This window comes from Sandaracinus amylolyticus, assembly GCF_021631985.1.
In the GTDB taxonomy this organism is placed as follows: Bacteria; Myxococcota_A; Polyangia; order Polyangiales; family Sandaracinaceae; genus Sandaracinus; species Sandaracinus amylolyticus_A.
This window is the reverse complement of the sequence record NZ_CP070225.1, coordinates 3,037,600-3,053,301: the sequence shown is the minus strand read 5'-3', so window position 1 is coordinate 3,053,301 and position 15,702 is coordinate 3,037,600. Positions and strand designations below refer to the sequence as shown.

At 71.1% G+C, this 15,702-nt stretch carries 10 protein-coding genes; 7 read left to right on the top strand and 3 right to left on the bottom strand.

Features of this window, described 5'->3' with window-relative positions:
• Positions 1-3 precede the first annotated feature (3 nt).
• The 3 genes from I5071_RS12610 to I5071_RS12600 all read right to left on the bottom strand — a co-directional run bounded on the left by I5071_RS12610 (position 4) and on the right by I5071_RS12600 (position 3,922).
• A complete protein-coding gene (locus I5071_RS12610) occupies positions 4-1,764 on the bottom strand; it encodes a choice-of-anchor I family protein (protein ID WP_236605684.1) in 1,761 nt (586 codons plus the stop codon).
• A 77-nt stretch (positions 1,765-1,841) separates the two neighbouring features.
• Entirely contained in the window at positions 1,842-2,972 is a 1,131-nt protein-coding gene (locus tag I5071_RS12605; protein WP_236605683.1) for a BRCT domain-containing protein, read from the bottom strand.
• On the bottom strand, positions 2,921-3,922 hold the full coding sequence (locus I5071_RS12600; RefSeq protein ID WP_236605682.1) for a hypothetical protein: 1,002 nt from the start codon (positions 3,920-3,922) through the stop codon (positions 2,921-2,923). The genes I5071_RS12605 and I5071_RS12600 overlap by 52 nt, the downstream gene beginning before the upstream one ends.
• A gap of 114 nt (positions 3,923-4,036) precedes the next feature.
• Here I5071_RS12600 and I5071_RS12595 point away from each other — a divergent pair, with 114 nt between their 5' ends.
• From I5071_RS12595 to I5071_RS12565, 7 genes are all read left to right on the top strand, one after another.
• Entirely contained in the window at positions 4,037-5,461 is a 1,425-nt protein-coding gene (locus tag I5071_RS12595) for a WGR domain-containing protein (RefSeq protein ID WP_236605681.1), read from the top strand.
• Between the two features lie 111 nt (positions 5,462-5,572).
• Positions 5,573-6,313, top strand: a complete 741-nt coding sequence (locus I5071_RS12590; RefSeq protein ID WP_236605680.1) for a macro domain-containing protein — start codon at positions 5,573-5,575, stop codon at positions 6,311-6,313.
• Between the two features lie 27 nt (positions 6,314-6,340).
• Entirely contained in the window at positions 6,341-8,854 is a 2,514-nt protein-coding gene (locus tag I5071_RS12585; RefSeq protein ID WP_236605679.1) for a HEAT repeat domain-containing protein, read from the top strand.
• A complete protein-coding gene (locus I5071_RS12580; RefSeq protein ID WP_236605678.1) occupies positions 8,851-10,587 on the top strand; it encodes a hypothetical protein in 1,737 nt (578 codons plus the stop codon). The genes I5071_RS12585 and I5071_RS12580 overlap by 4 nt, the downstream gene beginning before the upstream one ends.
• 301 nt (positions 10,588-10,888) lie before the next feature.
• Positions 10,889-12,295 carry a reverse transcriptase family protein gene (locus tag I5071_RS12575; protein WP_236605677.1) on the top strand — a complete coding sequence of 469 codons (1,407 nt, stop codon included), beginning with the start codon at positions 10,889-10,891 and terminating at the stop codon, positions 12,293-12,295.
• 12 nt (positions 12,296-12,307) lie between these two features.
• Positions 12,308-14,032, top strand: a complete 1,725-nt coding sequence (locus tag I5071_RS12570; protein WP_236605676.1) for an ADP-ribosylglycohydrolase family protein — start codon at positions 12,308-12,310, stop codon at positions 14,030-14,032.
• A 64-nt stretch (positions 14,033-14,096) separates the two neighbouring features.
• Positions 14,097-15,668 (top strand): hypothetical protein, encoded by a 1,572-nt coding sequence (locus I5071_RS12565; protein ID WP_236605675.1) that lies wholly within the window; start codon positions 14,097-14,099, stop codon positions 15,666-15,668.
• Positions 15,669-15,702: the final 34 nt, after the last annotated feature.

Below are 15,702 nucleotides of genomic sequence, written 5' to 3'. Positions count from 1 at the left end.
GCCTCAGCGGCCCGCGACGCGCACCGCGTAGATCGACGTCGAGCCGCTGATCTCGTTGCCGACGATGACGAGCGGCACGCCGGTCGGGCTGTTCGCCGCGGAGACGAACACGACGCACTCGGGCCCGAGATCGCCCGCGTCCTCGGCGTCTTCCGCGCGGAAGTCGCGCTCGTTCACGTACTGGACGAAGCGCGGGCTCTCGGGGTGGCTCACGTCGTAGACCATCACGCCGCCGGTGCGCTCGAGGCCGACGAACGCGTAGGTCACGCCGTCGATCTCTCCGACCGCGACGGCCTCGGGCTCCGGGCCCTTGTCGTCGGAGCGCGAGTCGCCCGCGTTCTCGTCGTTCGCGTTGTTGAAGTCGCGACCGAGGCGACGCGCGGTGACGACCTCGATCTCGTTCGCGCTGTCGTAGACGAGCGCGCCGCTCACGCCGTTCCAGATGGAGAACGAGCGCGCGCCGAACGCGTGCAGCTCGTCGAAGTCGCCGTCGCCGTCGGTGTCGCCGTCGCGGCTGGTGATGCGAAGGCGGCCGAGCGCGGCGTTCGCGCGCAGCGTGGTCGCGTCGGGGAACGCGGTCGGATCGAGCGTGACGCTGCCGACGCGCGTCTCCTCGTTCAGCGCGTCGTACGCGCGCGCATCGCCTTCGTTCGCGGTGATGAGGTACGGCGTGTCGTTCGCGACGTAGAGCGCGATCGTGTCGGGCTGGTACATGCCGTACACGGGCCAGGCGCGGAGGCTCACGCGGTTGTCGCGATCGCTCGGGTCGAGCTCGTTGCCGGGCAGCATGTGATCCTTGAGCCCGAGCGCGACGACGCGCGTCACCGCGGGGGGCGTCGCGGTCAGATCGATCATCGCGAGCGCGTTGTTCTCCTGCAGCGTGACCCACGCGGTGCTGCCGTCGGTCGCGATGTACTCGGGCTCGAAGTCCTGCGAGACCGTCGCGTTCGTGCCGTAGATGCGCACGCCCGCGGCGCGCAGCGTCGCGGCGTCGTCGTCGAGCGCGGTGAAGCGCACCGCGGTCGCGGTCGGCGCGGCGAAGCCGGCGCTCACGTCGATGACCGACACCGAGCCCTCGGGATCGACGGTGTAGTCGGTGCTCGGCTCGCCTTCGTTCGCGACGAGCACGCGGTTGCCGTCGGGCGTGAACGTCAGCATGTCGGGGAGCGCGCCGACGTCGACGGTGCCGAGCAGCGCGAGCGTCGACGTCGAGTAGAACGCGACGACGCCGGGCTGCTGCGAGGGCTCGGCCTCGATGGCGACCGCGAGCGTTCCCCGCGCGACCGAGACGCTGTTCGCGCTGCCGAGCGTGCGGCCCGGGATCGCGGTGCCGACCTCGATGGTGTCGATCAGCGTGGGCGCGGTCGGGTCGGCGAGGTCCAGCACGTCGACGGTCGCGTTCGCGGCGTTCACGACGAAGAGGCGATCGGTGATCGCGTCGAACGCGACGATCTCCGCGCCGCCCACGCCGAAGAGCCCGCTCTCGTAGCGACCGACGCGGTTCAGGAAGATGCCCGCGGCGATCGGCGCACCGTCCTCGCCATCCATTCCGTCGGTGCCGTCCATTCCGTCGGTACCGTCCATCCCGTCACTGCCATCGGTTCCGTCGGTGCCGTCCATTCCATCGGTACCGTCCATTCCGTTCGTGCCGTCCTGGCCGTCCGTGCCGTCGGCGCCCGCTGGCCCTCGCTCACCGGTACACGCGCCGAGCACCAGCGCGCCCACGCACAGGATCCCGACCGCGACGTGCTTCGTCTTCGTCATCCCTTGCTCCTTCCGAGCTCGGGACGCTCCTTACGAGAGCCGGATGCGTCGTGTGAGACGAACTCGCGGCGGCCTCGTCACGACCTCGCGACTGGACCTCCCGCGAGCAGCTCGACGAGCGCGCCCTCGTCGAGCACCGCGACCCCGAGGCTCTGCGCCTGCTCGAGCTTCGTGCCCGCTTCCGCGCCCGCGACGACGTAGTCCGTCTTCTTGCTCACCGCGCTCGACACGCGCCCGCCCGCCGCTCGGATGCGCGCGCTCGCCGCTTCGCGCGAGAGGCTCGGCAGCGTCCCGGTGAGCACGAACGTCTTGCCCGCGACGCCCTCGACCGCGACCGCGCGCTCCTCGATCGCGTCGAGCCTCACGCCGTGCGACGCGAGGCCGCGCACGATCTCACGCATCGCGGGAGACGCGAGCACCGCGAAGATCACGTCCGCGCTGCGGCGCGCGAGCCCCGGGACGACGCCGGTCCCGTTGTTGGGCGCGACCTCCGCGATCGCGCTCTCGTCGCCTGCGACGTAGCGATCGGAGAACGCGAGCAGCGCGTCCATCGTGCGGAAGTGCAGCGCGAGATCGCGCGCGAGCGTCTCGCCCACGTGACGGATCGCGAGGCCGTGGAGCACGCGCGTGAGCCCGCGATCCTTCGCGCCCTCGAGGCGCTCCGCGATCTTCTGCGCGCTCTTGTCGCCCATCCGCTCGAGCGCGGCGAGATCGCGCGCGTGCAGCGCGAAGAGCTGATCCGGCGTGCGCACCGCGAGCTTGGTCACGAGCTGATCGATCACCGAGTCCCCGAGCCCCTCGACGTCCATCGCCTTGCGCGACGCGAAGTGGGCGAGCCGCTCGCGCAGCTGATCGGGACAGCGCGGGCTCGTGCAGAAGAGGAAGATCTCCTCGCGCTCCAGCGCGCCGCCGCACGACGGACACACGCTCGGCACGGTGAACGGCGCGGTGCCCGGCGCGCGCAGCGCGTGCTCCGCGAGCGCGACCTGCGGGATGATGTCGCCCGCCTTCTCCACCGCGACCCAGTCGCCGACGCGCACGTCCTTGCGGTCGAGCTCGACGAAGTTGTGCAGGCTCGCGCGCACCACCGTCGTCTGCGCGAGGCGCACCGGCGCGAGCTCCGCGACCGGCGTGAGCTTGCCCGACTTGCCGACCGTCACCGTGATGCCGAGCACGCGCGTGAGGCGCCGCTCCGGCGGGAATTCCACGCGACGCCCCAGTGCGGATGGTGGCTCGTCGCGCCGAGCCGCGCGTGTGCGTCGCGATCGTCGATCTTCAGCACCATGCCGTCGATCTCGAAGGGCAACGACGCGCGCTTCGCGGTCCACGACTCGCAGACCTCGACCGCCTCGTCGAGCGTGGTCACGTGGGTCACGAGATCGGCGTAGGTGGGCGCGCCGAGATCGCGCAGCCACGCGAGCAGACCGCGCTGGGTGCGCGGCACCGCGACGTCGTCGGATGCGCGCGCGAGCTGGTACAGGAAACACGCGAGCCCCGCTTCGTGCAGCCCCCGCACGTCCTTGCGCTTCACCAGCCCCGCGCACCCGTTGCGCGGGTTCGCGAGCGGCGCGTCGCCGGAGGCGATGAGCGCGGCGTTGTGGCGCTCGAACGCATCGCGCGGCCAGTACAGCTCGCCGCGCAGCTCGATCGTGCCGTGATCGATCGAGATGCGATCGGGCACCGCGCCGGTCGCGCGCACCTGCTTCGTCACGTCGTCGCCGCGCGTCCCGTCGCCGCGCGTGATCGCGCGCACGAGCTCGCCGCGCTCGTAGATCAGCGAGATCGAGATCCCGTCGACCTTCGGCTCGATCGTGAGCGCGGGCATCGTGCCCTCGGGCATCGCGAGCTCGATCGCGCGCCGCGCGATCCACGCCTCGAGCTGATCGCGCATCGGGATCGGCGCGCCTCGCTCGTCGCGCCTTCCGTGCGAGAGCTTGTCGAGCGAGAGCATCGGCACCTCGTGCACGACGCTGGTGAACCCCTCGGTGTGATCGGCGCCCGGTCGCGCGTCGATCGCGATCCCGAGGCGCTCCGCGAGCACGCGATGGCGCTCCACCAGATCGTCGAACACCGCGTCGGGGATCTCGGGCGAGCCCGCTCGATATCGCGCCTCGTGGTGCCTGATCTGCGCGGCGAGCGCGTCGAGCTCGTCTCTCATCTCGGCGCGAGAGAGTACCCGCTTGCGACGACGCGCGCGTTTCGAGGAAGCTGCTCCCGCGACGTTCCGTAGAGCGCCTCTGCGGGCTCGAACGGAGCGAGGGAGGGCGAGCAGATGGCCAAGGCGAAGGCGTGGAAGACGGGCAGCCCAGGGGAGCCCTCGTTCCCCGACGATTTCGAGATCGCGAAGCGCGCCGTCCTGCAGCTCACCGACGTCGTCAACAACAACAACAAATACTACGGCATCGAGCTGCACCGCGGCGGGACCAAGTACCGCGTCTTCACGCACTACGGCCGCACCGACGACCTCGAGACGAACCCCAACGCGGGCGCGAAGGAGAGCCGCTACTTCGACGATCTCGGCTCCGCCGACGCCTGCTACGCGCAGATCTACAAAGAGAAGACTGCGCCTTCGAAGGGCTACAAAGAGGTCTCGCTCGCCTCGAGCAAGATCGGCTCGCACAAGGCGCGCGGCACGAGCAGCGGACAGATCGACGATCGCACGCTCGAGAAGATCGAGGGCGAGAAGGAGAAGCGCGCCGCGATCCCGAAGTCCGCGCTGCCGCCCGGCGTGCAGTCGATGCTCCAGTACATCTACGACGAGGCGACGAACGCGCTCACGACGACCGTCGCCGCGAAGATCACCGCGCACGGCATCGAGACGCCGCTCGGCGTGCTGACGATCGGACAGATCGATCGCGGCGAGGCGATCCTCAACCAAGCGTTCAAGGTGTTCGAGGAGCGCGGCACGAAGGCGCAGGCCGACCTCTCGCGCTTGTCGAGCGACTTCTACTCCGCGATCCCCCACCGCCTCGGCCGCACGCGCGCGGAGATCCAGTCGGCGGTGCTCGACTCGCTCGAGGAGTTCGCGGCGAAGCAGGAGACCCTGCAGCTCATGCGCGACATGCTCCAGGTCAACGGCGAGAGCGGCAGCGTGCTCTTCGATTCGGAGATCGACGCGAAGTACAAGGCGCTCAACTGCGAGGTCGGCTGGATCGAGCCGGGCACCGGGCCTTGGAAGGAGATCGCCGACTACGTCGAGCGCTCGCAGATCAAGAGCAAGAGCGTGAAGGTGCGCAACGTGATGACGCTGAAGCGCGCCGGCGAGCACGAGGCGTTCGTCGACGGCGTCGGCAACCACCGCATGCTCTTCCACGGATCGCGGATCAAGAACTGGGTCGGCATCCTGTCGCGCGGGATCCTGCTGCCGAAGATCGTCGTCAGCATGGGCGTGAAGCGCACCGACGCGGGCTGGCTCGGGAACGGCATCTACTTCGGCGACGCGGCGTGCACGAGCGCGTTCTACACGTCGCCCGGCAAGAAGGGCACGCGCTTCATGAGCGTCGCGCGCGTCGCGCTCGGCAAGGCGGCCGAGTACACGAAGATCACCTACGGGCTGAACGGCCCGCCCGACGGCTTCGACTCCTGCCACGGCGTGCGCAACAAGCCGGGCGCGTCCTCGCAGTTCGCCGACGACGAGTACGTCGTCTATCGCACGCAGCAGCAGCGCCTCGAGTACCTCGTCGAGTTCACGGCCTGAGTCGACGGGAGTGCTCGCTCCGCGGAGGTCCCGTACGGGAGCGCGCGCGGACGGAAGGGACCGGAGCGGGGCGAGCCGATTTTGAGACAGCTCCTGAGGGGAGAAGCAACGATGCTGGTCAAAGTGGTCCTCTGCGACGTGAACCCGAAGGTGATCAACGCGTGGCGCGCGACCTTCGAGGAGAACCCCGAGGTCGAGATCGTGCACGGCTCGATGCTCGACATGTCGACGAGCGCGTGGGTGAGCCCGACGAACTCCGCGGGCCGCATGGACGGCGGGCTCGATCTCGTGATCAAGAACTACCTCGGCGTCGGCATCGAGAAGACGCTGCAGCGCACGATCAAGGATCGCTACACCGGGCGCATGCCGGTCGGTCACGCGGCGTGCACGCCGACGGAGCGCGTGCAGCCGCGCTTCCTGATCTCGACGCCGACGATGGTCTCGTCGTCGGAGGACATCAGCGCGACGATGAACGTCGCGCTCGCATGCGCCGCGGCGTTCCAGGCGGTGCACATCCAGAACACGGTCGAGCCCGGCACGATCCGATCGGTCGCGCTCCCCGGGCTCGGCGCGAACACGGGGAGGGTGCCCGCGGAGATCTGCGCGGACCTGATGTGGACCGCGTACGACCTGTTCCGCGAGCACGCGTTCACCGACTTCGCAGCGGTGCGCCAGGCGCTCGAGAGCATCCTCGGCGACCTCGGGCCGACCTCGACGCAGTACAAGCAGAAGGCTGCGCCCGGCCTCTCGCAGATGGGCATCACGCCTTCGAAGCCGACGATCGGTGGTGCGCTCGAGGACTTCGACGACTCGGAGTTCGAGGACGACGAAGACTTCAGCGACGATGAATGATCACGACGACCATTCGGATTCGCTGAAGTGATCCCGACCAGACGATTCCGGCGTCCGACCGGGGATGATCGCTACGCGGTCGTCTCCGTCGAGCCGTCGTCGGCGCAGCCCGGGACGTGGCTGATCCGCGTCGCGCGCGGCATCGCGCCGGGATCGCTCTCGAGCGGGACGGTGTACGGGCCGTACCCGACGAACGTCGCGGACGCGCGCGCCGAGGACGTCGTGAAGGCGCTGCTCGGCGAGGGGTTCACGCCCTCGGTGCACGAGGAGCTGATCGAGGCGCTCTCGTCGTCGGATCCGGCGCGTCGTGCGCGCGCGGCGAGCGCACTGGGGTGGCGCCGCGAGCGCGCGGTGGTGCCGGCGTTGCTCGCGGCGGCAGCGGGGAAGGGCACGGAGCTCCCGTCGATCGTCGAGGCGCTGGGTCGCATCGGCGATCCCGCGGCGATCCCGATCGCGCGCGAGCTCGCGAGCAAGAAGCTGCTCTCGCGCCGTCGCGCGGGCGTCGAGGCGCTGCGCTTGCTGGGCGATGCCGAGGGGCTCGCGGAGGCGCGCGCCGCGGGGCAGAAGCGATTGCCGCCGAGCGTGGCGCAGGCGATCGGCGCGCTCGACGAGAACGATCTGCGCAAGAGCAACGTCGCGCCGTTGCTCGAGGTGATCGACGCGCTCGAGAAGGCGCGCATCGGGATCGTCGCGGATCAGCTCTACGAGGCGGGCACGCCCGCGCTGGTCGCGACCGCACGTCGCATGCTGCGCACGTCCGACGTGTCCGCGCCGCACGTGTGGCGTTACGCGAAGAGCGTGCTGAAGCGCGCGATGCTGCGCGAGGACGCGACCACCTTCGCGCTGATCGCGCACGCGATCGAGCAGCGCGCGCGCACGACGAAGGGCAAGAGCGCGAGCCTCAAGTCGGGCCTCGACGGAGAGACGCGCGCGACGCGGGTGTTCGGTCGCAAGACGCAGCGCTGGGCGATGCGCGCGTGCTGGCGATACCTGCGCCGCATCGCGAAGTGGAGGCCCGAGCGCTACGCGGAGATCGCGGCCGAGGTGCTCTGCGCGTACCGGCCCGAGGATCGCGCGCCCGATCAGGGGCTCCTTGGGCCGCTCGCGCATTCGTATGAGCTCCAACGAATCCTGTTCGCGCGCAGCAAGCGCGTGGTGCTCGACGACCGCACGCTGAAGACGCGCTTCGCGAGCGCGGCGGCGAAGCTGGCGGCGGCGACGGTGCGCGAAGAGGCGTACCCGGAGCTCTGGGACGTGCGGCCCGACGCGTACCTGCGGGTGCTGGTGGGCGGGCGATTGCGCGAGGTGCAGGACTTCGCGCTCGCGGGCGTCGCGCGTCATCCCGGGCTCGCGCAGCGCCTCGAGGGCGACGAGATCGCGACGCTGCTGGGGTTGGACCACGAGGGGGTGGTCGCGGTCGCGCTCGCCGAGCTCGAGCGACGGTTCGACGCGACCAAGCCCGACCTCGGGCTGCTCTCGCGACTGCTCGACTCGGAGAGCGCGTCGGTGCGCGCGCGCGGCGCGGCGCTGCTCGATCGTTCGCGGCATGCGTGGGCGGGCGATGCAGAGGGCGTGCTGCGACTGCTCGAGCGCGAGCGCCCGGTCGCGCGCACGGAGATCGCGGGGATCGTCGCGAACGCGCTGCGCGACGTCTCGCGCGATGCGCGCATCGCGATCGCGAAGCGGCTCGCCGAGCGACTGCGCGAAGGCGGCGACGACGATCGGCTCGCGCCGATCGCGGAGCTGCTCGCGAGCGCCCTGCGCGACGAGGTCGCGGGCGTGCTCTCGTCGACCGAGCTGATCGCGTGGATCGATCGCGGCGGCAACGCGGCGAAGCGCGTCGCGGGGCGCTTGCTCGCGGGCCGGCCCGAGGCGCTCGCGCTGATCGGACTCCCGCGCCTCACCGCGCTCGCCGACTCCGAGGTCGCGACGGTGCGGGAGGCCGCGGTCGCGCTGCTCGATGCCGCGGAAGGCGAGCTGCACGTCGATCCGACGCCGCTCTACACGCTCGCGGAGTCGCGCTGGGACGACGTGCGTCGTCCCGCGCTCGCGCGCCTGCGCGTGTTGATCACGGTCGAGCAGCACGGGCTCGACGCGCTGATCGCGCTCTGCGACTCGAACCACGCCGAGGTGCAGGCGCTGGGGCGCGAGCTCGTGATCGCGAATTTCGAGCGGCTCGACGCGGACGCGGTGCTCTTCCGGCTGATCGAGCACCCGCAGCGCGCGATGCGCGCGTTCGCGATCGAGCTCGCGACGCAGCACCTGCGCCCCGGCTACGTGCCGCTCGCGCGGTGCGAGGCGTTCTTCCGCACGGTGCTGCTCGAGGTGCGCGCCGACGCGGACACGAAGCGTCGCGCGATCGACTTCCTCGTGACGCGCGGACAGGTCGACGCGCAGCAGGGCGCGCTCGCTGCGTCGTTGCTCGATCGGGTCCTGCGCACCCGCACCGTGCGCGACTTCGAGCGTGTGATCGCCGGGCTCGCCGCGATCCAGACGCGCTTCCCCGAGGTGCGCAGCGCGCTCTCGACGGAGGGCGCATGACCGCGACCTCCTTCGCGTACAAGTACGCGGGCCGCAGCGGTGCCGTGGCGAGCGGTGATCGCGCGCGCCTCGCGCTCGCGACGAACACGCTGCGCGAGGCGACGTTCTTCTCGGGTGATCTCGAGGACGTGATCCCGCTGCGCGAAGGGCTCGCCGCGCTCTACGACGTCGCGGTCAGCGACTTCCGCTACCACCCGCGTGATCGCACCGCGTTCCGCGCGTGGCTCGCCGAGCAGGATCGCTTGTTCCTCGCGGGGCTCGCCGCGAAGAGCGCGCATGCGAAGGCGCGGCTCGGCGAGATCCAGCTGCGCATCGGCGAGCTCGATCGCGCTCGCGCCGAGCGTCGCGCCTCGTTCGAGAAGGCGCGCCGCGCGTACGTGCAGTGGGCGATCGAGGACGAGCTCGAGCGCTCGCTGGTGCTCGACCCCGTCGTCACGGTGCACCCCGACGAGCTCTCGTTCGAGGCGTTCTCGCGCGATCAGAGCAGCTACGCGCGGCTCGCGGTCGGGCACGCGGCGTTCTCGCGCATCGACGCGATCGAGCACGGCACGACGAACGTCGACTTCTCGGCGCGCCTGCACGACCACTTCGATCGGATGCGCAGCTACCGCGCGACGCGCTTCGAGATCGCGCCGGGTGGCTTCGAGGCCGAGACGATCGCGGCGATGCCCGAGACCGCGAAGTCGGTGCACGAGAAGAAGATCACGATGCCCGAGGGCTGGCTCGCGGGCTTCCTCCAGGTGCACGGCTTGATGTCGATGGGGCTCGAGCGCGTCGAGCTCGCGCCGGTCGACGTCTACAACGTGATCCGCGTGATCCGCGCGCGGCGCGCTCAGGTGTCGCCGCGCTCGTTGCGCTGGCAGCTCGCGCCGGGCGAGCGCACGAAGATCTTGATCGAGCCCTTCGACGTGCTCGTGACGGGCTCGCCGATCAGCAAATTCCACGGACCGAAAGAGCGATCGATCCGCACCTGGGGCCGCGATCGACTGCGGGTGCTGGAGCGCGTGCTGCCGCTCGCCGAGCGCGTGCAGGTGTTCCTCGCGGGCTCGGGGCTCCCGAGCATTTGGGTCTGCGATCTCGGTGGGCGCGTGACGTTCACGCTCGCGCTCTCGGGCTGGACCGACAACGACTGGGTGGGCGGTCAGGCGAAGTTCGATCTCCTCACGCGTCGCCTCCCGACGAACGCCGACGAGCTGACGCGCGTGTACGGCGCGCTGCGTGACGCGCGTCGCGCGACCGACGCGGAGATCGCCGCGCGTTGCGAGCTCGGCGTCGAGAAGGCGCGCAGCGCGCTCTCGATCCTCGCTCAGTCCGGCCGCGCGATGTACGACGTCGTCAGCGGGCTGCATCGCCATCGCGATCTGTTGCTCGTGCCGTTCTCGGCGAGCGCGGCGATCGCCGAGGCGAAGGTCGCGGAGATCGAGTCGAGCCCGAAGGCGAAGACCGCGAAGGAGATGATCGACCACGGCGGCGTACGGATCATCGCGCGCCGTCCGACGTCGATGGGGTACAAGCTCTCGGGCAGCGCGCGCGGAGAGAGCGGTCCGCCGGTGCGCCCGCTGCTCGCGGTGGATCACGAAGGACAGATCCTCGAGGCCAGCTGCACGTGCGTGTTCGCGGAGAAGCACGGGCTGACCAAGGGACCTTGCGAGCACGTGCTCGCGCTGCGGCTCGCACACATGGCGAAGCTCGAGGAGGAGGATCAGGCGAAGAAGAAAGGATCGTCGTCGTGACGCGTGCAGTGCGTCGAGGACGAGGGGTCGGGGAGCCCAGCGCGCTCATCACGCGCAACGGCCTAGCCATCGGTGCGGTGCAACGCCGCGCAGGCTCACGTGCTCTCCATTCGTCACGGGCCCGGTCGGCACCCGGGTCCCACGGCCCTGCCCGCCCGCAGCTGGTTGGGGACCTCCGGTCCCCGCGGGCATCGGCAGGGCCGCGGGACCCTATGGTGGACAGGTCCCGTCCCAGGGCTCTTCGTAGGCGCCCCGGCCTCTCGTCCTCGCCACACCGCACGTCCTGCATCGAGGCGCTCGCATGAGCGACGAGAAGGACCCGCAGAAGGCCGCGCTCATCAAGGCGGTGCTCGCGTCGATCGACGACGCGACCGCGCTGTCTCGCATGAAGACGCTCGGCTTCTGGCCCGCGCACGAGCCGGTGCCCAGCGATCCGCCAGGCGAGATCGTCGAGCGCGCGCAGCTCGACGCCGAGCTCGCCACGCTGGTGAAGATCGCGGGCGACGGCGAGAAGCCCGAGAAGGCGCTGCAGCGCGAGCGCATCCGGCGCTGGAAGGAGAGCCGCGAGCGCCGCAAGGCGAAGAAGGCGGAGCGCGTCGCGGAGGCGAAGCAGCGCGCCGAGGCATGGCGCGCGCAGCGAGCGCAGCGGCTCGTCTACGCGGGCCTCGGCGTCAGCGCGGGGCTGCAGGACGTCGAGAGCGACGTCGCGGCGCTCGAGGCGGGAGGCCTGCCGATCTGGCGCGATGCGCGCGACGTCGCGAGCACGCTCGGCATCTCGATCGCGAAGCTGCGATGGCTCACGTTCCACCGTCGCGGCGCGACGCTGGTGCACTACCACCGCTACGGCATCCCCAAGAAGACCGGGGGCATCCGCGCGATCTCCGCGCCGAAGCCCGCGCTCGCCGATGCGCAGCAGAAGGTGCAATCGTTGGTGCTCCAACGAATCGCGCCGAGCGACGAGGCACACGGCTTCGTCCGCGAGCGATCGGTGGTGAGCAACGCACGTCCGCACGTCGGGCGCGCGGTCGTCGTGAACCTCGATCTGCGCGACTTCTTCCCGACGATCTCGTTCCGTCGCGTGAAGGGTCTGTTCGCGAAGCTCGGGTACTCGGAGCAGGTCGCGACGGTGCTCGCGCTGCTCTGCACCGAGCCGCCGCGGGTGCCCGCGGAGCTCGACGGGCAGCGCTACCACGTCGCGCTCGGCGCGCGCGTGCTGCCGCAGGGGGCGTGCACGAGCCCGGCGATCACGAACCTGATCTGCCGTCGCCTCGACGCGCGCCTGCGCGGCATCGCTCGCGCGCTCGGGTTCACGTACACGCGCTACGCCGACGATCTCACGTTCTCGGGCGACGATCCCGCGAAGCTCGCGTCGCTCTTCGGCATGGTGCGCAAGGTGATCGCGACCGAGGGCTTCGCCGAGCACGAGGGCAAGACGCGCGTGATGCGTCGTGCGTCGCGCCAGGAAGTGACGGGCGTGGTCGTGAACCGCGCGGTGCGCCTGCCGCGCGACGAGAAGCGCGCGCTGCGTGCGTTGCTGTACAACTGCGCTCGCTTCGGGATGGAGAGCCAGAACCGCGACGGTCGTCCGAGCTTCGCGTCGTACCTTCGTGGGCGCGTCGCGTGGGCGGTGATGGTCGAGCCGGCGCTCGGGCCGCGTCTCTTCCCGGCGCTCGAGCGTGCGCTCGCAGGTCGGCGCAGCGATCTCTGATCGGGGGAATCGATGGGAGAGCGAAGAGGGAGCGGGGACGGGACGCTGCAGCTCGATCTGCTGGGCGGCGAGGTGGTGCGTCCGACCAAGTCGAGCCCGGGCACGGTCGCGGCCGAGGGGCCGATGAAGGTCACGTCGAGCACGCATCCGCTGCGCGTGACGTGGATCGAGCCGCGCATCGGGCTCGCCCACGCGCCGGGCGTCGTGGAGATCGCGGAGAGCGGTATCGAGTGGTCGCGCGATCTCGCGAGCGATCTCGATGCGCTGCGGGCCGAGGGCGCCGACGTGCTCGTCGATCTCACGACCGACGAGGAGCGCGCGCGCGGCGGGTACGGCGCGATCGACGATCTCGCGGACGAGCGCGAGCTGGTGCTGATCCGACTTCCGGTCGCGCCCGAGGACGCGCCGGGCGAGGACGCGCACGAGGTGCTCGAGCGCATCGAGTCGCACGTCTCCGAGGACGCGAAGGTCGTGCTGATCTCGCGGGAGGGGATGGGGCGCGCCGGAATGATCGCGGCTGCGCTGCAGGTGCGCGCGGGACGCGATCTCGACGACGTGCTGCGCGCTCTGCGCGAGGTGCGCGGTCGTAAGGTCGCGGCGAGCGAGGCGCAGCGCGAGTGGCTCGAGCAGATCGCGCAGCACGTCGAGGCCGCGAGCGCGATCGACGACGGCGAAGAGGGCGATCTCTGGAGCGCGCGCGAGCTCGATGACGACCTCGACCCGGATCTGCCCGAGGCCGCGATCCGCGAGACGATCCCTCCCGACATCCGCCCCGCGACGCCGCGCGCGCGTGCGCTCTCGCCGCGTGCTTCGGCGATCGCGGGGTCGGTGCTCGGCGCCGCGATCGGCGACGCGATGGGGCACCCCACCGAGTTCATGTCGCTCGAGGCGATCCGCCGGAAGTGGCCGCCCCACGGCGTGACCACGTTCGAGCTCTACTGGGAGCGCGGCGGCAAGCGCTTCGCGCCGTACACCGACGACACCCAGATGGCCGAGGCGGTGCTGCGCTCGCTGCTGTGGTCGCGCCGCGAGGGCGCGGATCTCGACGCGACGATGCAGCACATGGCGCGATCGTTCGTGGAGTGGGCGGAGCGCCCGCAGGGCGGACATCGCGCGCCGGGCAACGCGTGCCTGAGCGGATCGCGCGCGCTCGCGCGCGGTGAGCACTGGTCGCGCGCCGGCGGAGCGACCGCGGGCGGATGTGGATCGGTGATGCGCGCGTATCCGTTCGGCCTGCTCTACGCGCACGATCTCTCGCGCTGCGAGGAGTGGTCGGTCGCCCACAGCAAGCTCACGCATCGTGATCCGATCGCGCTCGCGGCGAGCGCGGCGATGGCGATCGGCGTCGCGCGCGTGCTGCGCGGCGATCCCACGCGCGTCGTGCTCAGCGAGATGATCGCGGCCGCGGCGCGCTACAGCGCGCGCACCGCGGTGATGATGGCGGAGGCGCTCGACGACGCCGACGGCGGCGTGGCGCCCGAGACGACGCTCGATCGACTGCGCGGCTGGGCGGCCCACGAGGCGATCGCGGCGGCGGTCTACCTCTTCGCGCGCTCGCCCGACGATCCCGAGCGCGCGATCCTCGAGGGCGCGAACAGCCCCGGCGACAGCGACAGCCTCGCGACCCTCGCCGGCGCGCTCGCCGGTGCGCGGGCAGGGCTCGGCGCGCTGCCCGACGCGTGGGTGCGCGACGTCGAGCGGAGTGACGATCTGCTCGCGCTCGCGCTCGAGATCTGAGTGCTGATTTCCGACGGTCTTCGAGCTGCTTGCCCGGTCCCGGGCGTCCCCTAAGCTCGGGCGCTTGGTCACGGAATCAGCACCAGCCTGGAGCCGCGGGGAGCGGATCTCGTGGGCGCTCGCGGGCATCGCGCTCGCCGCGGTGTGCATCGCGCACGCGTCGTTCGGCTACTCGCACTCCGATCTCTCGGGCCACGCGCTGGGCAGTGACGACGCGTTCATCTCGTTCCGCTACGCCGAGCGATTGCTCGCGGGCGACGGGCTCGTGTTCAACGCGGGCGAGCGCGTCGAGGGCTTCACGAACCTCGGGTACCTGCTGCTCTGCGTGCCCGGGCTCGCGCTGCTCGGTCGCGACGGAGTGATCGTGTGGGCGGTCGGGCTCAACGTGCTCGCGGCGCTCGGGGCCGCGGGGCTCGTCGCGTCGTGGCTGCGGCGCGCGCTCCCCGCGCATCTGCGGTCGATCGCGCCGTGGGTGGTCGCGATCCAGCCCGCGCTGTGGATCGCGGTCGCGTCGGGGCTCGAGACGCCGGTCGTCGTGCTGCTGCAGATCGCGCTGTGGCGACTGGTCGACGGAGTCGCGGAACGTGATCGCGCGCGCCCGCTCGAGCTCGTCGCGATGGCGGTGATCGCGATCGGCGCGGTGCTGGTGCGCGCCGACGGGTTCATCGGCGTTGGCATCGCGGTCGTGTTCCTCGCGCTGCGACGTCACTTCGGCGTCGCGGGCGCGCTCGCGACGGCCGGTGCGCTCGCGTTCGCGGCCGTCCTCGCGTTCCGTCTCTCGTACTACGGCGACGTCCTTCCCAACACGTACTACGCGAAGGTCTCCGCGCCGTTCTGGATGCGCGTGCCTGCGGGCCTCGTGCAGCTCGGGATCGTCGCGACGCAGCAGGGGTTCGCGCTCGAGCTCGTCGCGATCGGTGCCGCGTGGATCCTCGCGCGTCGGGGCGGACGCCTGGTGCCGAGCTACGCCGCGTTCCTCGGCGCGGGTGTGGTCGCGTACTGGGTCTGGGTCGGCGGCGACGTGTTCCAGGAGCGCTTCCTCGTCGGGCTCTATCTCGTCGGCAGCGCGCTCGCGCTCTCGATCGCCGCGAGCACGAGCCTCGCGCGGTGGATCCCGGCGATCGCGGGCGCGCTCGTGGTCGTGCAGCTCTTGCCGTGCGTGTTCGATCTGCGCTTCCGCTACACGACGACGCGCACCGATCGCTGGGTGGCGCTGGGCCGTCACCTCGCGGAGCACGCCCCCGGGGGCGCGACCATCGCGGTCGACGCTGCGGGGAAGATCCCGTTCTTCTCGGGCCTGCGCGCGATCGACATGCTCGGGCTCAACGATCGCGAGCTCGCACATCGCGAGCGCACGCGCTTCGACGTCGGTCACGACGCGTACGATCCCGACTACGTGCTGGGGCGTCGTCCCGATCTCGTCGCGTGCTGGATCGAGCCCGACCTCGACATGTTCTACGGGCTCGATCGCGCGCGCTGGGAGGGCGCGGGCTATCGCCTGCGCTGGCTCGTGTTCGCGGACGAGAACGATCACGGGCGCACCGAGATCCTCGACGCGCGCGAGGTGCCCGAGGCGCTGGTGCCCGCGCTGATCCGCGCGGGGTTCCGCTACGCCGTGCTCGATCGCGCGGAATAGAGGGATGGAACGCGAGGGGGCGAGCGTAGACCCT

Bases quoted from the DNA above. Each gene is read 5' to 3' on its own strand.
- I5071_RS12590 (WP_236605680.1), top strand. From the start codon at position 5,573: ATGCTGGTCAAAGTGGTCCTCTGCGACGTGAACCCGAAGGTGATCAAC.
- I5071_RS12570 (WP_236605676.1), top strand. From the start codon at position 12,308: ATGGGAGAGCGAAGAGGGAGCGGGGACGGGACGCTGCAGCTCGATCTG.
- I5071_RS12610 (WP_236605684.1), bottom strand. From the start codon at position 1,764: ATGACGAAGACGAAGCACGTCGCGGTCGGGATCCTGTGCGTGGGCGCG.
- I5071_RS12595 (WP_236605681.1), top strand. From the start codon at position 4,037: ATGGCCAAGGCGAAGGCGTGGAAGACGGGCAGCCCAGGGGAGCCCTCG.
- I5071_RS12600 (WP_236605682.1), bottom strand. From the start codon at position 3,922: ATGAGAGACGAGCTCGACGCGCTCGCCGCGCAGATCAGGCACCACGAG.
- I5071_RS12580 (WP_236605678.1), top strand. From the start codon at position 8,851: ATGACCGCGACCTCCTTCGCGTACAAGTACGCGGGCCGCAGCGGTGCC.
- I5071_RS12575 (WP_236605677.1), top strand. From the start codon at position 10,889: ATGAGCGACGAGAAGGACCCGCAGAAGGCCGCGCTCATCAAGGCGGTG.